General features: G+C 67.6%; 17 protein-coding genes. 8 read left to right on the top strand and 9 right to left on the bottom strand.

Features of this window, described 5'->3' with window-relative positions; genetic code table 11:
- The first annotated feature begins 14 nt into the window (after positions 1-14).
- Together BCR55_RS33595 and BCR55_RS23760 are read left to right on the top strand one after the other, a co-directional pair.
- Positions 15-533, top strand: coding sequence for a putative quinol monooxygenase (locus tag BCR55_RS33595; protein ID WP_227747530.1), 519 nt, complete (start codon positions 15-17; stop codon positions 531-533).
- A 590-nt stretch (positions 534-1,123) separates the two neighbouring features.
- Positions 1,124-1,744: an isochorismatase family cysteine hydrolase gene (locus BCR55_RS23760; protein ID WP_065496153.1), complete on the top strand. Its 621-nt coding sequence runs from the start codon at positions 1,124-1,126 to the stop codon at positions 1,742-1,744.
- Positions 1,745-1,754: 10 nt separating this feature from the next.
- Here the strand turns inward: BCR55_RS23760 and BCR55_RS23755 are convergent, their stop codons facing one another.
- Positions 1,755-3,158, bottom strand: coding sequence for an HdeD family acid-resistance protein (locus tag BCR55_RS23755; RefSeq protein ID WP_006406128.1), 1,404 nt, complete (start codon positions 3,156-3,158; stop codon positions 1,755-1,757).
- 512 nt (positions 3,159-3,670) lie between these two features.
- Here BCR55_RS23755 and BCR55_RS23750 point away from each other — a divergent pair.
- Together BCR55_RS23750 and BCR55_RS23745 are read left to right on the top strand one after the other, a co-directional pair.
- Entirely contained in the window at positions 3,671-4,228 is a 558-nt protein-coding gene (locus BCR55_RS23750; RefSeq protein ID WP_006406126.1) for a helix-turn-helix transcriptional regulator, read from the top strand.
- Positions 4,229-4,362: 134 nt separating this feature from the next.
- Entirely contained in the window at positions 4,363-4,941 is a 579-nt protein-coding gene (locus tag BCR55_RS23745) for an HD domain-containing protein (RefSeq protein WP_065496152.1), read from the top strand.
- Positions 4,942-5,041: 100 nt separating this feature from the next.
- On the opposite strand, the gene BCR55_RS23740 is transcribed toward BCR55_RS23745, so the two are convergent.
- Positions 5,042-6,580 carry an MFS transporter gene (locus tag BCR55_RS23740; RefSeq protein WP_006410596.1) on the bottom strand — a complete coding sequence of 513 codons (1,539 nt, stop codon included), beginning with the start codon at positions 6,578-6,580 and terminating at the stop codon, positions 5,042-5,044.
- Positions 6,581-6,758: 178 nt separating this feature from the next.
- Between BCR55_RS23740 and BCR55_RS23735 the strand changes: the two genes are divergently transcribed.
- Positions 6,759-7,679, top strand: a complete 921-nt coding sequence (locus BCR55_RS23735; RefSeq protein WP_065496151.1) for a LysR family transcriptional regulator — start codon at positions 6,759-6,761, stop codon at positions 7,677-7,679.
- Between the two features lie 46 nt (positions 7,680-7,725).
- Here the strand turns inward: BCR55_RS23735 and BCR55_RS23730 are convergent, their stop codons facing one another.
- The 6 genes from BCR55_RS23730 to BCR55_RS23705 all read right to left on the bottom strand — a co-directional run bounded on the left by BCR55_RS23730 (position 7,726) and on the right by BCR55_RS23705 (position 15,268).
- Positions 7,726-8,865 (bottom strand): enoyl-CoA hydratase/isomerase family protein, encoded by a 1,140-nt coding sequence (locus BCR55_RS23730; RefSeq protein ID WP_065496150.1) that lies wholly within the window; start codon positions 8,863-8,865, stop codon positions 7,726-7,728.
- Positions 8,862-9,653, bottom strand: a complete 792-nt coding sequence (locus BCR55_RS23725; protein ID WP_065496148.1) for an enoyl-CoA hydratase — start codon at positions 9,651-9,653, stop codon at positions 8,862-8,864. The genes BCR55_RS23730 and BCR55_RS23725 overlap by 4 nt, the downstream gene beginning before the upstream one ends.
- Positions 9,653-10,552, bottom strand: coding sequence for a 3-hydroxyisobutyrate dehydrogenase (mmsB, locus tag BCR55_RS23720; RefSeq protein ID WP_065496146.1), 900 nt, complete (start codon positions 10,550-10,552; stop codon positions 9,653-9,655). Before mmsB ends, BCR55_RS23725 begins: the two co-directional genes overlap by 1 nt.
- Positions 10,553-10,625: 73 nt before the next feature.
- On the bottom strand, positions 10,626-12,155 hold the full coding sequence (locus BCR55_RS23715) for a CoA-acylating methylmalonate-semialdehyde dehydrogenase (protein ID WP_006406119.1): 1,530 nt from the start codon (positions 12,153-12,155) through the stop codon (positions 10,626-10,628).
- A gap of 98 nt (positions 12,156-12,253) precedes the next feature.
- Positions 12,254-13,960 carry an AMP-binding protein gene (locus BCR55_RS23710; protein ID WP_065496144.1) on the bottom strand — a complete coding sequence of 569 codons (1,707 nt, stop codon included), beginning with the start codon at positions 13,958-13,960 and terminating at the stop codon, positions 12,254-12,256.
- A 174-nt stretch (positions 13,961-14,134) separates the two neighbouring features.
- Entirely contained in the window at positions 14,135-15,268 is a 1,134-nt protein-coding gene (locus BCR55_RS23705; protein WP_065496140.1) for an acyl-CoA dehydrogenase family protein, read from the bottom strand.
- 136 nt (positions 15,269-15,404) lie between these two features.
- On the opposite strand from BCR55_RS23705, the gene BCR55_RS23700 reads away from it, so the two are divergent.
- The 3 genes from BCR55_RS23700 to BCR55_RS23690 all read left to right on the top strand — a co-directional run bounded on the left by BCR55_RS23700 (position 15,405) and on the right by BCR55_RS23690 (position 18,893).
- On the top strand, positions 15,405-16,442 hold the full coding sequence (locus tag BCR55_RS23700) for an AraC family transcriptional regulator (RefSeq protein ID WP_006406116.1): 1,038 nt from the start codon (positions 15,405-15,407) through the stop codon (positions 16,440-16,442).
- A gap of 115 nt (positions 16,443-16,557) precedes the next feature.
- Positions 16,558-18,123 (top strand): nodulation protein NfeD, encoded by a 1,566-nt coding sequence (locus tag BCR55_RS23695; RefSeq protein ID WP_059939893.1) that lies wholly within the window; start codon positions 16,558-16,560, stop codon positions 18,121-18,123.
- On the top strand, positions 18,120-18,893 hold the full coding sequence (locus tag BCR55_RS23690; protein WP_006406114.1) for a slipin family protein: 774 nt from the start codon (positions 18,120-18,122) through the stop codon (positions 18,891-18,893). Before BCR55_RS23695 ends, BCR55_RS23690 begins: the two co-directional genes overlap by 4 nt.
- Positions 18,894-19,123: 230 nt before the next feature.
- Here BCR55_RS23690 and BCR55_RS23685 read toward each other — a convergent pair whose 3' ends face one another.
- Entirely contained in the window at positions 19,124-20,158 is a 1,035-nt protein-coding gene (locus BCR55_RS23685; protein WP_059938068.1) for an IS481 family transposase, read from the bottom strand.
- Positions 20,159-20,177: the final 19 nt, after the last annotated feature.

Raw genomic sequence — 20,177 nt, 5'->3', positions numbered from 1 at the left:
CGGCGGTACGTTCGATGGCGGTAGCTTGCGAACTCGCCGCCGCCGTTGAACGTACCGCCGCTGGACGAATATCGAATGCGAAAATAGATATGAAGGACCCGTTCATCGAGCGCCGACGCCTTATCCTCTTCGCGCTCGTTGTGATGTGTTGGGTACTGCCGTTGGGGCAACACGGTAACGTCCATGCGCAGGAGCCAAAAATGTTAGTCCGTATCTCCGAAATCGAGATATTCAATCAGCATCTCGAAGCATATCGGCGCATCTTGAACGAGGAGGCTGAGGCGTCGATGCGCGTCGAGCCGGGGGTAGTGTGCATTTTTCCGATGGCTCAAAAGGATAGCCCGACGCACATCAAGATTGTGGAAATTTATGCGAGCCACGATGCGTACGACGCACATATCCAGTCGCCGCATTTCAAGAAGTACAAGCGTTCGACGCTGGACATGGTGAAGTCCCTGCGACTGGTTGACATGGACGGACTGGATGCTGACGCAATGCCGCTCATCTTCAGGAAATTGAGGGGTCGGTCGTAACAAACACCGGCCAGATGGGAAGAATGGATCGCCATGAAAACGTGCGTGTCCGTTGTCGGAACTCGACCTGCCTACCGGATGGCTTGTTGCTGTTGTTGGTCCACGACCGCTTTTGGCCGAACTCGGTCGCCGAAGGCAGCACGGCACTCGCCCGTCCGTCGGTACCGATGGAATCACATTGCGAGTTGATATATTCGTAGCGCAGGGACGTTGGCGTTGGAATGGTTGACGACGTATCCGGGGCGGTCGATTTTTTGATGCGGTGGGCGGGTGCCCGTCAGCGCGAAGACGAGTCCCCGGACAACCGGATTCTTTCTCATCACGGCGTTTACGGTCGCTTCCGATTGTTTCTTTAACAGCACGCGGAAAAATGAGTGCGTAGACCGAATCGCGCTGCAAAGCCCACCACGGCGGCCGGCAACGCCCCCCCCCTGATCGAGGATGAGGGAATCAGCACGTGTCGAGTACCCGACGCGACGCTGGACGATTTATATTCCCGTAGTCCGCCGCCGCGCACGCTCGGCCGACTGCGCGCGTTTTCGAAGCGCTCCATCTCCCGACACGCCTGAACGACGACCGGACCATCGCATATGACCCTGCACCGCGCACCCGCCGCCCGATCCGCCGCTCCTTCCGACGACAGCACGCCCGCCGCCCTCACCCCCGCACGCACCGCGCTGCTCGTCATGCATTACCAGACCGACATCCTCGGGCTGTTCCCGTCCGTCGCGCCCATGCTGCTCGCGAATACGCGCGCGCTCTGCGACGCCGCGCGTGCGAAAGGCGTCCGCGTCTATTTCGCGAATCTGGACTTCAGCCCCGGCTATCCGGAAGTCAGTCCGCTGAACAAGAACGGTCAGGGCATCAAGCGACTCGGGTTGTTCGTCGGCGACCGCACGTCGCCCGAACTCGCGCCGCGCGACGACGAACCGGTGATCGGCGCGCAGCGCGCGAGCGTCTTTTTCGGCACCGATCTCGAAGCACGACTTGTCGCGCGAAACATCGACACGCTGATCATGGTCGGCATTGCGTCGACCGGCGTCGTGCTGTCCTCGGTCGCGTATGCGAGCGACGCGGACTTCCGGCTGTACACGGTCAAGGACTGCTGCTACGACCCGGACCCCGTCGTCCACGAACATCTGTTCGCGACCGCATTCGAATCGCGCACGAACGTGCTGTCGTTGCGGGATGCATTGACGCTGCTCGCATAGCCGCGGCTGCTCACTTCACCGAAGCCGTACGCGACCCGCCACCCGCGAGCGCCTCGTTGTCCTGCTCGCGCCACCCGCGGCGCAGCGCGATGATCGCCGTCACGGCCGAGCGCGCGACCTTCCACCACGCGAACGGCCGCGGATCGGCGAGCACGCTGAGCGCACGCGCGTAGTCGAGCGTGAGGCCCGGCGTCCACGCCATCGTCACCGCGCGTTTGCGGATTTGTGCGGCGACCCACAGCTCGGGCGTCAGCAGCAAGCGCACGAATGCGCCCCAGCCGGCGCGCGCGCCCTTCAGCCGCCACACCGCGCCGTCGAGCGCCGCTTCGAGCGCGTTCGACACGCTGCTCGAGCAGTTCCGGTGCGTCAGGTTGTACGTCGTGTTCTGCCGATACGTCGACCAGAACGCCGCGAGTTTTGCCGGATCGTAGTTGCGGATGCGCACGCGCACGGTCGACGGACACCACGCTTTCGACTCGGTCGCATAGTCGGGCTGGAACAGCCCCGGCACGTCGTTCTCGCGCGTGGCGCGCAGGATGCGCGTGAACTCGTCCGGCGAGCGGTCGATTTCGACTGCGGGATACAGGCTGATGTAGATGCCCTCCGGCGATTCGAGCGCGGCGTGGCCGGTCGAGATCACGCCGTTGACGTCGACCGCCGCGATGTAGCGGTCGATCACCGGATAGCGATGCGCCTCCGCCTTCGACGAACCGGTCGGCGTCCACACATGCACGGTCAGCGCGCGCTCGTCGTCGGCAGGCGGGCCGTCCCATTCGGTCTGCGTGAACGACGGCACCGCGCGCGTGTCGTCGAGATCGGGGGCGACCGACGGCGCGGGCGACGTCGCGAACGCCGGATTGCGCGTCAGCCGCCGCACGCGCGCGGCGAGGCTCAGCAGGTGCATGCCGCCGAACATCAGCAGCAGCCCGAGACAGTACGGAACGGTACCGACGTAGTGCGTCGGGTACGGCTGATAGAAGAAGACAGCGAGCAGGATCTCGACGGCCCCCCATGCGAACGCGACATGCCAGCGCCGGTAGCGCACCATCCACGCGGCCGTGCATTGCAGCAGCCCGTCGACGAGAAACAGCGTGCCGAAGATCATCGACAGCAGGAAGTGCCCATGGTGATGCCCGGCGAACACGAGCGTCGCGGCCGTCACGGCCGCAATGCCCTTCACGTAGCGCAGGATGCGCTGTCCGCCGACGCCGCTGCCCGCAACGGCGAGCGTCGCGAGTCCTTCGATCAGGAACAGCCACGCGAAGAATTCGATCGGAAAGTGCAATGCGCCATCGAGCGCGTCGACGAAGATGCCGACGCCGGCGACGACCCATAGCCAGCCCAGCGCCCTCAGTCCGCGCCAGCGCGTACGCAGATATTCAATGCCCAGCAGTAGCAAGACCAGTCGTACCATCGTGCCCTCGAATGTCCTTTTTTGAGAAACGCGGCCATCATGCGTTTCGTGTTGTGTGTCTAGCACGCACTGCGCTGCGCGTGCCGCAGCGCCGCAAGCGGTGGCGGCCTGTCGCGCGGCAGCGGCGCGTGTCGTTCTCGGCATGCATCGCACCGCGTCGAATAATAAGATATGACGCGGCGGGTTGAAAGGCGTGCCGAAATGGTCGGCCCACGTGCGGCGCTTCGCACAAAGGTGCGGTCGTATTCGACGGTTCGAATGCGATCGCCCGAGAATGACGGCTCCGCGTGCATGTGACGTCCACCGGCCGCCGCACCGCGCGCACCGATAACGGCAGCCGCCCTCGATCGCACGCCAATGCGCGACGCCCGCCCTGTCGCCCTCGGCGGCAACGTGCTGGCGCCGTTTGTCCGAATCGCGATGAAATCGAAAAGCACGTCCCGTGATCTAACGCGACGCCAACGCGCACCGCGCCGCGTTGAACGCAACGACTGTACCGACGGAGCACCGACATGCCCGATTCGCCGCTTCATACGCCGCCGCTGGGCCCGCAGCTGAAACGCTGGCGCCTGCTGCATCGCGTCAAGCAAAGCCATGCCGCCGAGCTGTTCGGCGTCGCGCAATCGACGATCTCGCGCTGGGAAGCCGGCGTCCAGCAGATGTCGCCCGACGAGCGCGCGACGGCCGAACGCCTGCTCGCCGCGCACCTCGACTCCGCGGGCGACCATGCGCTCGCGCGGCTGGTCGCAGGGAGCGCGGGCCGCATGCATCTCGTCTGCGATCTGACGCACCGGCTGCTCGCATGCTCGCCGTCTCGCGCAGCCGAGTTCTCGCAGCCGCTGTCGATGCTGCTCGGCACGTCGCTGTGGCGCTATGCGACAGAAGAGATCGTCCGGATGGAAACCGCACTGGACACACTCGGCTGGCACGATTGCGCAGGACCGCCGAGCGTCGAATTCGACACCGGCACGAACGCGTCGCGCGTCGTGCCGATCCACCGCAGCCGATGCCGCTGGACGCGGATCATGCTGTCGGACGGATCGGCGGCACGGCTCGTCGAAACGCTGTAGCAGCCGCCGGCGGCTTGCTTGCCGGTCAAAGCGACAACCGCGTCCACCGCATCCGATGTTCACGCATATTTCATGCGTGGACATCCCGCGCGCGCGCAACGTACGCTGGACGCCCCTGCACACCAACCAGAACCATGAACCCCGACACGATCCGCGCACGGCTCGATTTCCTGCGCGAAGCCGAACGCCTGAAGGACGTGCTGCGCAGCGGCCGCACGTCGTCCGGTCGCCGCGAAAGCACCGCCGAGCACAGCTGGCGGCTGTGCCTGATGGCGCTCGTGTTCGCCGACGCACTGCCCGGCATCGACACGCTGAAGCTGCTCAAGCTGTGCGTCGTCCACGATCTCGGCGAGGCGCTGCACGGCGACATACCGGCGACCGAGCAAGCCGCGCATCCGGACAAGAACATGCACGAACGCGACGACCTGCTCACGTTGACGGCCGCACTCGATCCCGTGCTGCGTAACGAGCTCGTCGCACTGTGGGACGAATACGACGCGGCCGCGTCGCCCGAAGCGCGCGCCGCGAAGGCGCTCGACAAGCTCGAGACGATTCTGCAGCACACGCAGGGCGCCAACCCGCCCGACTTCGACTACGCGTTCAATCTCGACTACGGCCGGCGCTATACGGATGCGGCACCGCTGTTCAGCGCGATCCGCGCGATCGTCGATGCGGACACGCAGCGCAGGATCGACGCGCAAGCACACACGTAATCGCAAACGCAAACACAAACGCGCACGCGCCGCGCATAACCAGCATCGAAGGCCGCACACAACGCGGGCCACGCGGCAGCACATCCCACCGCTCGCGCGCTCACTCGCACACCGCCGCGCTGCGCCGCGCCGGCGCGAACGCGATGGCACTCGCGGTCGCCAGCACGGCCACGCCCACCGTGCCGTACACCATCACCCAGCCGAACCCGTGCACGAGCGCCGCATGCAGCGCCGCGCCGGTCGGGTCGGCCTGCGCGAGTGCCGGCGCAATCGCATGCAAATCTTCCGTGCGCCCCGCGGCGATTTCCTGCGCGAGCGCACGCAGCGGCGCATCGCCAATGGTGGCCGCAACACCGCCCTTCAGGCTCGCGACGATTCCCGCCACGAGCACGAAGCCCATCATCGCGATGTTCAACGCGAGCGAAATCATCCGCGCGCTCATGTCGATACCCGACGCCATCCCGGCCCGTGCGCTCGGCACCGCACCGGTCGTCGTGTTCGTGACCGGCGTGTTGGCGAGCCCGAGCCCGATGCCGGCGATCACGCAGCCGGGCAGCATCGTGAGCCAGCTTGCGTGTTCGGCCGCGCTGCCGATCCGCATCAGCGCAAACCCGGCCGCGATCGTGAAGAGGCCGCCCGGAATCACGACGCCCGGCCCGTAGCGCAACGCGAGCCGCTCGCCGAACGGCGGCGCGACGAGCGTCGGCAGCGTATAGGCGAGCAGCGCGAGGCCGGCCGTCACGCTGTCGTAACCGAGCGCGACCTGAAACCAGATCGGCAGATAGATCATGAACGGCCAGAAGCTGAAGTTCATCCCCATCGAGCCGAAGATCGCGCCGGTGAACGCACGAATGCGGAATACCGAGAAGTCGAACATCGGCCGCGCACTTCTGCGCTCCGCGACGACGAACGCGCCGGCTGCGAGCACGGTCGCACCGAGCACGCCGAGGCCGGCCGCGCTCGCGAGCCCGAGCGCCGCGCTCTGCGTGATATAGAACGCGAGGCCGAGCACCGCGAGCGACAGCGTGACGATGCCCGCGACGTCGAGCGTGCCCGCATGCGGGTCGCGCGACTCCTGCACGGTTCCGCCGATCAGCGCGAGTGCGACGGCGGCAAGCGGCGCATGCACGAGAAACACCCACGGCCAGCTCGCGACCGCGACGATCGCGCCGCCGACGATCGGCCCGAAGCCGAGGCCGATTCCGAACACGATCCCCCAGATGCCGAATGCGCGGCCGCGCTCGTGTCCTTCGCGAAACTGGTGCGACAGCACGGCAATCTGGCAGATCAGCATCGCGCCGCCGCTCGCGCCCTGCAGCAGCCGGCCTGAGACGAGCACCGGCACGTTCGGCGCAAGTCCGCACAGCAGCGACGTCGCGCCGAACAGCGCGGTGCCGATCACGTACACGCGCTTGCGGCCGAAGCGGTCAGCGAGCGTACCGGCGGCCATCAGCACGGTCGTACACGCGATCGTGTACGCGTTCATGATCCACTGCATGCCGTTGAAGTCGCCATGCAGCACATGTTCGAGCGTCGGCAGGATCACCGGCACGCTCGAGATTTCGAGGCCGAACATCAGCGATGTGAGACAGACGGCCGCCAGCGCGACCGCATTCCTGCGGGATTCGGATAGCGTCATGCGTATTGCGCGCGGCCCGTCGCCGAGCCGCGCGCCTCCAGGTCAGAAGGATTCGCCGCGTGCGCGCCGGCGCCGCACGCTGGACGGGAATCCGTACTATAGTGAGAATTTCGATCCCCATTGACGCGTCCATTTCCCCGAACTGCGGAACACCAGGACGCAATCCCGCACAAATCCCATGACGGACAAACTCGACGGCGTGACGACCTTCGTGCAGGTCGTAGAATCGGGCAGCTTCGCGCTTGCCGCGGAGCGGCTCGGCATGACGCGCTCGGCGGTCGGCAAGGCGATCGCGCGGCTCGAGAAGCGGCTCGGCGCGCGGCTACTGCAGCGCACGACGCGCAGCCAGAGCCTGACCGACGACGGCCAGGCGTACTACGACCGCTGCGTGCGCGCGCTGGCCGAACTGGAGGCGGCGGAAGCCGATCTCGACTGTGGCCGCAACGAGCCGCGCGGCAAACTGCGGCTCAGCGTGCCGCTCGCGTTCGGCCATCATTGCGTGACGCCGATCGTGCTGGATCTCGCGCGCACCTATCCGCATCTGCGGATCGACGTGTCGATCACCGATCGTTTCGTCGACCTGATCGAGGAAGGGATCGATCTCGCAGTGCGGATCGGCCCGCTCGAGGACAGCACGAGCCTCGCGGTGCGGCGGCTCGGCACGCAATACGGCAGCCTCGGCGCGGCGCCGTCGTATCTCGCGCGCTACGGGATGCCGCAGTCGCTCGACGATCTGAAAAACCATCGGACGGTCGCGTATTCGCGCTCGGGCGTCGTTCAGCCCTGGTACCTGCGTGCGCCGGACGGCTCCACGGTATACATCGACATGCCGCACCAGCTCAGCTTCGACGACGTGCAGGCGATCGCCGCGGCCGGCGCATCGGGCTTCGGGATCGCATGGCTGCCGAGCTGGCTGCTCGATCAATACGTGAAGCGCGGCGAGATGGTGGTGGTGCTCGACCGCTGCTTCGTCTGCGAAGGCGACATTCACGCGATCTGGCCGAAAACGCGCTACCTGCCGCGCAAGACGCGCTGCGTGATCGATGCGCTGGTGGAAGCCGTGCCGCCGATGATCGAGCGCACGCCGGCGAACGCATGACGAAGAAGAGGCCCGACGCGCGACGCGGCACGTCGGGCGCGCGCGATCACGCGGCCCCGAGATCGGCGAGCGGATGCGCGAACAGCTTCCACGGCGATGTCAGGAAATGCCGCACGCGTTCGGCACGCAGCTCGACGAGCGTCGCGGGCGCCCAGCGCGGCTTGCGATCCTTGTCGAGCAGATGCGCTCGCACGCCTTCGCAGAAGTCGCCTTCCTCGATCGCGCGCGCGACGATGCCGAGCTCCATCCGGAACGACTCCGCGAGCGTCATCTGCCGGCCGCGCAGCAGCGCTTCGCGCGTGACGGCAAGCATCGTCGGCGAATGGCCCGTCAGCGCGTCGAGCGTCGACTGCAGCCACTGACGCTGTTCGCGCGACAGCTCGTCGCGCGCGAGGTCCTGCTTCAGCGTCGCGACGATCCGCTCGACCGGCGAACGCTTGTCGAAGTGCCGGACGATCCACGGCAGTTGCGTGTCGAGCGCCGCGTGCGGGACGACGTTGCACGGCGGCTCGAACACCTTGCGCAGCGCGGGCAGCGCATCGCCGTCCCAGTTGACGCGCTCGATGCGCGTCTCGAACGTGTCGAGCCACGACGACGGCACGCAGAGGTCGGCGAGCTTCGCGCTCAGCGCATCGGCGCCCGACAGCGTCGCACCGGTGAGGCCGACGTACAGCTCGAGTTCGACGGGCATCCGCGCGAGAAAATGCGTCGCGCCGACATCCGGCACGAGGCCGATGCGCGTTTCCGGCATCGCGATCTTGCTGCGCTCGGTCGCGACGCGCAGCGCGGCGCCCTGCGCGAGCCCCATGCCGCCGCCCATCGTCACGCCGTCCATCAGCGCGACGACCGGCTTCGGAAACGTATGGATCGCATGGTCGAGCCGGTATTCGTCGACGAAGAACGGCAGCCACGTTTCACGCTGCGCGACCATGCGGTGCAGTTGCCGCACGTCGCCGCCCGCGCAGAAACCCTTGTCGCCGGCACCGCGCAGCACGACCGCGACGATCCGGTCGTCGTTACGGCAGCGTTCGAATGACGCGGCAAGCGCGCGCACCATCTCGTACGACAGCGCGTTCAGCGCGGAGGGACGATTCAGCGTGATCAACGCGACGCGGTTCACCACGCGAAACAGCACGTCCTGCGCGGGATCGGTGAAGGCATCCTGGTTCGTGGCCGGCGTGCTCATCGTGACTGCTCTCCTTCGGGTTGCCATTGCGGCGCGCGCTTGCCGAGAAACGCGGCCACGCCTTCGCGCGGATCGTTCGTGTCGAACAGATCGACGAAGCGCTCGCGTTCGACCGCGAGCGCCGCGCTGCGCGGCACGCCGCGACGCGCGAGGCCGATCAGCTCCTTGCTCGACGCGACCGCATGCGGGCTCTGCCGCGCGACGTTGCGTGCGAGCGCGAGCGCCGCGTCGCGCGACGTGCCCGTATCGACCACGTCCTCGACGAGGCCGATGCGCAGCGCGGTCGGTGCATCGACGCGCGTGCCGGCCAGGATGATCTTCTTCGCCCAGCCTTCGCCGACGAGCCAGGGCAGCGTCTGCGTGCCGAGCCCGCACGGCAGCAGCCCGACCGACGGTTCCGGCAGCGCCATCTGCGCGTGCGTCTCGGCGATCCGCAGGTCGCACGCGAGCGCGCATTCCAGCCCGCCGCCCATCGCATAGCCGTTGATCGCCGCGATCGTCACGAAGCGCGCATCGTGCAGCGCCTCGAACGCCGCGCCGAAGCGCGCGGCCATTTCGCGCGCGACCGCGCGATCGCCGTCGGCGAACGTGTTGAGATCGGCGCCGGCGCTGAAGAATTTCGGGCCGTCTCCGGTGACGACGAGTGCGCGCACGCGTGCATTCGCGTTCAGCTCGGCGACGTACGCCTGCAATTGCCGCAGCCCGTCGGCGGTAAACGCGTTCGCGGGCGGACGCTTCAGCGTCGCGCACGCGATCGCGCCGTCGTCGACATAGTCCAGTTCGATCATCACGCGTCCTTCTTCGTTGCCGGTTGATACAGGCGGATCACCGCCGAGAAATCGAGCTGGCCGTCGCCGCGGCTGCTCATCGTCTGGTACAGCTGCTGCGCGAGCGCGCCGAGATAGACGGGCTGACGCGCCTGCTTCGCGGCATCGTTCGCGAGGCCCAGATCCTTCAGCATCAGGTCCGTGCCGAAGCCGCCCGTATAGCCGCGCGACGACGGCGCGGTCTCGATCACGCCCGGATACGGGTTGTACGTGTCGGAACTCCAGCAGCGGCCGGTCGACGTGTTGATGATGCCGGCCAGCACCTTCGGATCGATGCCGAGCGCGACGCCGAGCGCCATCGCCTCCGACACGGCTGCCATCGAGATGCCGAGCACGAGGTTGTTGCAGACTTTCGCGACCTGCCCCATGCCGGTCGCGCCGCAATGCACGATGTTCTTGCCCATGCCCGCAAGCACGGGCTTCACGCGCTCGAAATCGGCGTCGCTGCCGCCGACCATGAACGTCAGCGTGCCGGCCGCCGCGCCGCCCGTGCCACCCGACACCGGCGCATCGACGAACGCGCCGCCGTGCTCGCGCACCAGCGCGCCGAACGCCTGCGCACTCGCCGGATCGATCGTGCTCGAATCGATCACGGTCGCGCCGGACTCGAGGCCTGCGAGCACGCCGTGCTCGCCGGTCAGCACCGAACGGACGTGCGGCGCGGCGGGCAGCATCGTGATCACGAATGCGGCGCCGCCGGCCGCGTCGCGCGGCGACGTCGCCACTTGCGCGCCGGCGTCCTGCAGCGCGCGCAGCGCATCGGCGCTCAGGTCGAACGCGCGCACGCCGTGGCCGGCCTTCAGCAGGTTCAGCGCCATCGGCGCGCCCATGTGGCCGAGGCCGATAAAACCGATCTTCATCGTTTGTCTCCCATCGTCGGGCGCCGCCGCTCGCGCCACGGCGCCCGTCCATCGTTTCGTCGCGTGTGCGCGCTCAATGCAGCCGGATCGTCGTGTTGACGGGGCCCGCCGTCGTGTCGTCGTCGAACCAGCGTGCGGTGACGGTCTTCGTCTGCGTGTAGAACTGCACGACCTGTTTGCCGTACGGGCCGAGATCGCCGAGCTTCGAGCCGCGCGAACCCGTGAAGCTGAAGAACGGCACCGGCACGGGAATCGGGATGTTGATGCCGACCTGCCCGATGTCGATCTCGCTCTGGAACTTGCGTGCGGCCGCGCCGCTCTGCGTAAACAGCCCGACGCCGTTGCCGAACGGGTTCGCGTTGACGAGCGCGATCGCGTCGTCGAGCGTGTCGGCCTCCATCACGACAAGCACGGGCCCGAAGATTTCGTGCGTATAGATCGACATGTCGGTCGTCACGCCCGAGAAGATCGTCGGGCCGATGAAGTTGCCGTTCTCGTAGCCGGGCACCTTCACGTCGCGGCCGTCGAGCACGAGTTTCGCGCCTTCCTTCACGCCCGCCTCGATCAGCGACAGGATGCGCGCCTTTGCGCCGCGCGAGACGACCGGGCCGACGTCCGTGCCGGGCTCGTGTCCTGCGTTGACCTTCAGCGCCTTCGCCTTCTCGACGATGTCGGGCAGCCAGTCGCGCGCCGCGCCGACGAGCACCGCGACCGACGTCGCCATGCAGCGCTGCCCGGCTGCGCCGAATGCGGCGCCGACGAGCGCGTTGATCGCCTGCTCGCGGTTCGCGTCGGGCAGCACGACCGCGTGGTTCTTCGCGCCCATCATCGATTGCACACGCTTGCCGTGCTGGCTGCCGAGGTGGTAGACGTGCGTGCCGACCGCGGTCGAGCCGACGAACGAGATCGCCTTCACGAGCGGATGCGAGCAGATCGCGTCGACGACCTCCTTGCCGCCATGCACGACGTTCAGCACGCCCTTCGGAATGCCGGCCTCGAGGGCGAGCTCGACGAGTTCCATCGTCGTCATCGGATCCTGTTCGGACGGCTTCAGCACGAACGTATTGCCGCAGACGATCGCCATCGGGAACATCCAGAGCGGAATCATCGCGGGGAAGTTGAACGGCGTGATGCCTGCGCAGACGCCGAGCGGCTGGCGCAGCGTGTACGTATCGACGCCGCCGGCGACGTTCTCCGCGAACTCGCCGAGCTGCAGCGTGCCGATCGAGCACGCGTGCTCGACGACTTCGAGCCCGCGGAAGATATCGCCTTCCGCATCGGGCAGCGTCTTGCCCTGCTCGGCGGTCAGCGTCTTCGCGATGCGCTGCTGATTCGCGCGCACGAGGTCCTGGAACTTCAGCATGATGCGCATGCGCGCGGCGATCGGCGTGTTCTTCCACGTCGCATAGGCAGCGTGCGCGGCCTGCACGGCCGCGTCGACTTCGGCGACGGTCGCGAACGGCACGCGCGCGAGCACCTGCTGCGTGGCCGGGTTGACGATGTCGCGCCACTCGTTCGTGGCGGACTCGACGAAGGCGCCGTCGATCAGCAGCTTGACCGTCGGCACGTCTTGCCCCGTACGGGGCGTCGGATTCGCGTTCATCGATCCTCTCTCCTTCAGCGCGCCGCCGCGCGACGTGCGCGGACGGCAGGTTCAGGCCGGCCGCGCTGCGCGCACGCGGCGCACAGCGCGCGGCACGGTCATTTCAGTTCCGCGGAAAAGTCTTCTTCCCAGTATTCGCCGGGCATGCGCGCGGTTGCGTCGTCGCCGCGCTCGATCTCGCGGCGGCGCAGCTCGACACGGCGAATCTTCCCGGAGATCGTCTTCGGCAGCTCGGCGAACTGCAGCCGGCGAATGCGCTTGTACGGCGCGAGCTTGTCGCGCGAGAACCGGAAGATCTCGAGCGCGAGCGCCGCGCTTTCCTCGTAGCCCTGCCGCAGCGTGATGTACGTCTTCGGCACCGACAGCCGCACCGGGTCGGGGCTCGGCACGACTGCCGCTTCGGCGATCGCCGGATGCTCGATCAGCACGCTTTCGAGCTCGAACGGGCTCAGCCGGTAGTCGGACGACTTGAACACGTCGTCCGCGCGGCCGATATAGACGTAGTAGCCGTCGTCGCGACGCATCGCGATGTCCGACGTCCGGTAGTGACCGTCGCGCATCGCGTGCCCGGTCGCGTCGCGATTGTTCGCATAGCCCGTCATCAGCCCGACCGGGCGCGCGCCGTCCGCGTCGAGCGGCAGCGCGACCTCGCCCTCGCTCACCGATACGCCGTCGGGATCGAGCAGCGCGATCCGATAGCCGGGCAGCGGCCGGCCCATCGATCCGGCGACGACCGGCTGGCCCGGCGAGTTGCCGATCAGGCAGGTCGTCTCGGTCTGGCCGTAGCCGTCGCGGATCGTGATGCCCCACGCCTTCTTCACGCGCTCGATGATTTCCGGATTCAGCGGCTCGCCCGCGCCGACGATCTCGCGCAGCGCCACGTCGAACGACGCGAGCGGCTGCTGCACGAGCATCCGCCATACCGTCGGCGGCGCACACAGCGTCGTCACGCGGTACTTGACGAGCGCGTCGAGCACGGCCTTCGCCTCGAAGCGCGCATAGTTGAACGCGAACACGCAGGCCTGCGCGTTCCACGGCGCGTAGAAGCAGCTCCACGCGTGCTTGGCCCAACCCGGCGAGCTGATGTTCCAGTGGATGTCGCCCGGCTGCAGCCCGATCCAGTACATCGTCGACAGATGGCCGACCGGATAGGTGCGGTGCGTATGCTCGACGAGCTTCGGCTTCGACGTCGTGCCCGACGTGAAATACAGCAGCATCGGATCGTTCGCGTGCGTGACGGCGTCGGGCTCGAAGGCGGCGCTCGCCGCGTAGCCGTCGTTCATCGCGAGCCAGCCGTCGCGCGGCGCGCCCGCGACGATCCTCTGCGCGAGGCCGAGCCCCGGCTGCTCGAACTTCGCGGTTTCGTTCTCGTCGACGATCGCGTATGTCGCGCCGCCGATCTGCACGCGGTCGCGCACGTCGTCGGCCGACAGCTGCGTCGTCGCGGGCAGCACGATCGCGCCGAGCTTCATCGCGGCGAGCATCGCGTCCCAGAGCTCGACGCGGTTCGGCAGCATCAGCAGGATCCGGTCGCCGCGCCCGACGCCGATGCCGCGCAGCCAGTTCGCGATCCGCGACGAGCGCTCGGACATCTGCGCGAACGAATACGGCTCGCCGGTGCCGGTCGCGCCGTCGACGATCCAGAGCGCCGGTCGGTCGTTGCCGCGCGCCATCGGATCGAAGTAGTCGAGCGCCCAGTTGAACGTGTCGAGCACCGGCCATGCGAAATCGCGATACGCGGTTTCGTAGTCGGTGCGGTGGCGCAGCAGAAAATCGCGTGCGTCCAGGAATGCCTGTACCGTCATCGTGTCGCCTCCTGTCCCATGCCGGGCATGTCTCCATGCATCGCGCGACCGTCCGGCGCACGGCTGCGCACCGGACGGTTGCTTGTCGGGCGGCGCACGGTCACGTCGTTGCGTGCCGCGTTCACCGCGCTTCCCTCGTGCTCTTCAGGCCATCGTGACGGCGAGCGGCGCGGCTCAAAGCTGCCGCGCGATCACCATCCGCTGCACTTCGCTGGTGCCTTCGTAAATCTGCGTGATGCGCGCGTCGCGATAGTGACGCTCGACTTCGTAATCGACGAGATAACCGTAGCCGCCGTGGATCTGGATCGCATCCGAGCACACGCGCTCGGCCATTTCCGACGCGTAGAGCTTCGCCTGCGACGCTTCGGACAGGCACGGCAGCCCGGCCGTGCGCAGCTTCGCGGCGTGGTGCACGAGCAAGCGCGCGGCATTGATCTGCACGGCCATGTCGGCGAGCTTCTGCTGGATCGCCTGATGCTCGGCGAGCGGCTTGCCGAACTGCACGCGCTCGCCCGCATAGCGGCGCGCCTTGTCGAACGCTGCGCGCGCGATGCCGAGCGCCTGCGCCGCGATGCCGATCCGCCCGCCTTCGAGGTTCGACAGCGCGATCTTCAGCCCTTCGCCGCGGTTGCCGAGCAGGTTTTCTTCGGGAATCGCGCAGTTCTCGAGCGTGATCGGACACGTGTCCGACGCACGGATCCCCATCTTCTTTTCCGGCTTGCCGACGATGAAGCCCGGCGTATCCGTCGGCACCAGGAAGGCGGAAATGCCGCGCTTGCCGGCGTCGGGATCGGTCATGGCAAAAACGATCGCGACGCCCGCGCGCTGGCCGTTCGTCACGAACTGCTTCGCGCCGTTCAGCACCCATTTGCCGTCGCGCAGCTCGGCGCGCGTGCGCAGGTTGTGCGCCTCGGAGCCGGCCTGCGGCTCCGTCAGGCAGAATGCGCCGATCACGCGCCCGGCGGCCATGTCGGCGAGCCAGCGCGCCTTCTGCTCGGGCGTGCCGAAGCCGAGGATCGGCCCGCAGCCGACCGAGTTGTGCACGCTCATCATCGTCGCGCAGGCTGCGTCGCCGGCCGCGATTTCCTCCATTGCGAGCGCATAGGCGACGTAATCGGTGTACGAGCCGCCGAGTTCCTGCGGCACGATCATCCCGAGCAGTCCGAGTTCGCCGAGCTGCGCGACGACCGCGTCGGGCAATTGCGCGTCGCGGTCCCACTGCGCGGCGTTCGGCGCCAGCACCTCGGTGGCAAAAGCGCGCGCGGCATCGCGAATCATCCGCTGGTCTTCGGTATAAAGCGCATCCATGGTGCGGCTGTCTCCTGCGGCCGCATGGTGCGGCCGTCGTTCTGTTTCGATGCAATCAGTGTAGGCAAGCGTGCGCATCTGTTCGATGCTCGCGCCGCTCATTTACACTGAGCGTTTTTGCCATACCGGCACCGGGATGAAGCAGGAAGACAAGGGAACCGTCGCGATCGGTCTCGTCGCGTACAGCATCGCGCTGGCTGTGCGCCGCGGCGTGGCGGCCGCGCCGCTGCTCGCGCAGGCCGGCATCGCGCCCGCGCTGCTCGACCAGCCGCGCGCGCGCGTGTCCGCGCAGCAGTACGGCGCGCTGTGGAACGCGATCGCGCGCGCGCTCGACGACGAATTCTTCGGGCAGGACAGCCACCCGATGCGCAGCGGCAGCTTCGTCGCGATGAGCCAGGCCGCGCTGTCGGCGGCCGACGGGCTGCACGCAATGGCGCGCGCGGTGAACTTCATGCACTGCGTGCTCGACGATCTGCACGCGGAACTCGACGCGAACCCGCAGCGCGTGCGGCTGCGTTTCGTGCATCGCAACAGCGGCGCGACGCCCGCGATGTTCACGTACGCGACCTATTTCATCATCGTGTACGGGCTGACCTGCTGGCTGATCGGCCGGCGCATCCCGCTGCTGCACGCGAGCTTCCGCTGCGATACGCCGCCGGCCGATCACGAGTATCCGTCGATGTTCTGCGACGACATGCGCTTCAACCAGCCCGATTCGTATGTGGATTTCGATCCCGAATTCGCGACGCTGCCTGTCGTGCAGAACGCGAAAACGCTGAAGACGTTCCTGCGCAACGCGCCGGCCAGTTTCATCGTCAAGTACCGCAATCCGAACGCGCTGGCGCCGCGCGTGCGCGCCGTGCTGCGCGGGATGCCGCCCGCCGCGTGGCCCGGCGCGGCCGGGATGGCCGCGCGGCTGTACGTCGCCGAAGCGACGCTGAGGCGCAAGCTGCATCAGGAAGGTCACGCGTATCAGTCGATCAAGGACACGCTGCGGCGCGATCTCGCGTTCGAGGCGCTCGCCGATCCGACGCGCACGATCGCGGACGTCGCGGCGGCCGCGGGCTTCGCGGAGCCGAGCGCGTTCTATCGCGCCTTCCGCAAGTGGAGCGGGCGCAGTCCGGCCGAATACCGCGACGAAGTGCTCGCGCGGGCGGGCAACGCGCGGCCCTGAGTCGCGCGGCGGCCGTCTTCCCGCTCTGCGCCGAAACCGCCTAATCTTTAAGCGTCGGGCCCAGCCCATTCCGCGAACCGGACGGCATGCGGCCGCGCGCCGCCCGGACGTCCCGATGCACGCTCCACGTCACGGACCGCCGCACGCCGCGCGCGGCGGCCGCCCTCGTCACCCGCTGTCCGCGCGGGTCGCGCGCGCCGCGCTGTTCGCGGTGCTGCTCGTCGTATGCGCGGCCGTCGCCGCGCCGCCGCCCGCACCTGCGGGCCCGGCGCCCGTGATCGTGATGCCGCTCAACGGCGCGATCGGGCCGGCCAGCGCCGACTTCGTCGTCCGTTCGCTCCAGCGCGCGGCGCGCGAGCATGCGCCGCTCGCGATCCTGCAGCTCGATACGCCCGGCGGCCTCGACACGTCGATGCGGCAGATCATCAAGGCGATCCTCGGCTCGCCGGTACCGGTCGCGGCCTTCGTCGCGCCGGGCGGCGCGCGTGCCGCGAGCGCGGGCACCTACATCGTCTATGCGAGCCATATCGCGGCGATGGCGCCCGGTACCAATCTCGGCGCGGCGTCGCCGGTGCAGCTCGGCGTCGGCGGCGGCACGCCGGCCGCGCCGCCGCAGGCGCCAGCGTCGCACGGCGCGAGCCCGTCTTCGGCATCGGGCGCGCCGGCCGCGCTGCCGGCCGACACGCAATCGACCGAGATCCGCAAGGCGACGCAGGACGCGGCCGCCTATCTGCGCGGCCTCGCGCAACTGCGCGAACGCAACGCCGAATGGGCGGAGCGCGCGGTGCGCGAGGCGGTCAGCCTGTCGGCGAACGAAGCGCGCGCGCAGCACGTCGTCGACCTGATCGCGCAGGACCCGGCCGATCTCGCGCGGCAGCTCGACGGCCGCAGCGTGACGACGGCCGCCGGCACGCTGCGGCTCGCGACCGCGCACGCGCCGCTCGTCGTCGTCGAGCCCGACTGGCGCAGCCGCTTCCTGTCGATCGTCGCCGATCCGAACGTCGCGCTGATCCTGCTGACGATCGGCATCTACGGGCTGTTCTTCGAGTTCGCGAACCCCGGCTTCGTGCTGCCGGGCGTCGCCGGGACGATCTGCCTGCTGGTCGGGCTGTTCGCGATGCAGTTGCTGCCCGTCAGCTATGCGGGCCTCGCGCTCGTGCTGCTCGGCCTCGGCTGCCTCGTCGCCGAAGCGTTTCTGCCGACCTTCGGCGTGCTCGGCTTCGGCGGCATCGTCGCGTTCGTGATCGGCGCGCTGATGCTGATCGACACCGACGTGCCCGGCTACGGCATTCCGTGGCCCGTCATCGCGAGCCTCGCGCTCGGCGGCGCGCTGCTCGTCGCCGGCGTGTCGAGCGTTGCGCTGCGCGCGCGGCGGCGGCCGGTCGTCACGGGCGGCGAGGCGATCGTCGGCAGCATCGGCGAAGTGCTCGACGACGGCCTGCACGCCGACCAGCCGCACGGGCCGAACGGCGCGGCGCCGCCGTCGGCGGCCGGATGGGCGCGCGTACACGGCGAGCGCTGGCGCGTCGCGTGCAGCGCGCCGCTCGCGGCCGGCTGCCGCGTGCGCGTGACCGGACGGCAGGGGCTGACGCTCACCGTCGCGCCGCTGTACGACGCGACGCCCGCGCCGCCCGCGCCGCGCGCGCCGCTTGCATCGCCACCACAGGGAGACGCTCGATGATCGGTTATACGTTCGGCTTCGGCAGCGTTTTGATCGTATTCGTCGCGATACTGATCGCGTCGTCGATCCGCATCTTCCGCGAGTACGAGCGCGGCGTCGTGTTCATGCTCGGCCGGTTCTGGAAGGTCAAGGGACCGGGGCTCGTGCTGATCATTCCGATCGTCCAGCAGGTCGTGCGGATCGATCTGCGCACGGTCGTGTTCGACGTGCCGGCGCAGGACGTGATCACGCGCGACAACGTGTCGGTGAAGGTGAACGCGGTCGTGTATTTTCGCGTCGTCGATCCGGAAAAGGCCGTGATCCAGGTCGCGCGCTTTTTCGAGGCGACGAGCCAGCTCGCGCAGACGACGCTGCGCGCGGTGCTCGGCAAGCACGAACTCGATGCGCTGCTGGCGGAGCGCGAACAGCTGAACGCCGACATCCAGAAGACGCTCGACGCGCAGACCGATGCGTGGGGGATCAAGGTATCGACGGTCGAAATCAAGCACGTCGACCTGAACGAGACGATGGTGCGCGCGATCGCGCGGCAGGCCGAGGCCGAGCGCGAACGGCGCGCGAAGGTGATTCATGCGGAAGGCGAACTGCAGGCGTCCGAAAAGCTGCTGCAGGCCGCGCAACGGCTCGCGCAGCAGCCGCAGGCGATGCAGCTGCGCTATCTGCAGACGCTGACGACGATCGCGGCGGACAAGAATTCGACGATCGTGTTTCCGCTGCCGGTCGATCTGCTGGGGGTGTTGCTGGAGCGGTGGGGAGGGAGGCGGGAGGAGTAACGCGGGTTCGGAGCGTGACCGTAAGTATTGGCCAACGCGGGCGGCCGTGCCGCATCAGCCGAACGGTATGAAAGGTGCCGCTGGCAGCGAGTTGGACGTATACATCGAGATCCATGCATGGCGGTACGGATCGACGATGGGCAAGAATCGAATCAGGAAGACAGCACCGGCGACGCCAACCAGAACGTACGGCAAAGTGGCGCTCAGCTGTGCGATTCACGGACATCGTTTCACTTCTTGGTGCGCCTTTTTCGTTCCGTGGTGGAGCTCGAGGCTCCGTTAGGAGACGCGAGCTCCACCACGCGCCGGTGATGTTCGGCGAGGGTCTTGTCGACGCGCCATTCACGGTGGCGAATTCGTTCTTTCGTTTCGTCGTAGGCACTTTCCACCTCCTCCGCGAGAGGCGTAATTTCGCTTAACTCCGCGATACGATCGATGGGCGTTTTGCCACCAAGTGAGCCGTGCGGGCGCCGCCAGTTATAGTCGAACTGCCACTCCTCAATTCGTTGGTCGATCGCATCCCCGGTCGGTGGATGATCCGACCAGAATTCGTTGAGGTCGGTGAGCTGCGAACGCTCGACCTTGCCGTTGAGGTGTGGCGAACGGGGCGGAATCGGTCGGAATTTGATGCACTCGCTCATCAAGCGCCGCTGCACTGACTCGGCGAAGAACTCACCGCCTCGGTCGGTCTGGATACGCTGAATCGGGAACGGCATCTCCTCAATGACGCGATTAAGAAAAAGCAGCGTATTTCGGGCATTTCTGCGTGGGTAGATCGCCAGTACCCGGAATCGCGAACAGTCGTCGATCGCCGTGTACTGGTACGCACCTCGAGCGATTTTCATCGTGTCCATCTGGACGCGGTCTCCAGGCACCGGCCGGCTATAGCGTTTCGGCTGCGTCGGTCGCCTGGATCGAACCAACGGTTTTACACCCGCCTCGCTCAAGATCTTGTGAATGGTCGCGAGGGATAGCTCTCGTTGCTCGTGCAGTCGCAGTTCATTCTGGATCCGCCGTGCGCCTTTGCGCTCAGCGCGCAATCGGAGGACCGTCGCCCGATCAGCCTCGGAGACCTTCCGGTTTGGGCTGCGCAGTGGACGACGGCTTTGAGACTGGAGACCTGCTTCGCCAGCTTCCTGATAGCGACGCAGCCATTTGCGAAGTGTCGGCCGAGATATGCCGCACCGTGCGCACACGAGGCCGGCATTGCCGGTCTCGTGATACATGCGTACCCAACGTAATCGCGCGGCGATCTCTCGGTCCATCGCTTCATTCTAGTTGAAA

Source organism: Burkholderia sp. CCA53, assembly GCF_001685525.1.
In the GTDB taxonomy this organism is placed as follows: domain Bacteria; phylum Pseudomonadota; class Gammaproteobacteria; order Burkholderiales; family Burkholderiaceae; genus Burkholderia; species Burkholderia multivorans.
This window is presented reverse-complemented; position numbering and strand designations above follow the sequence as displayed.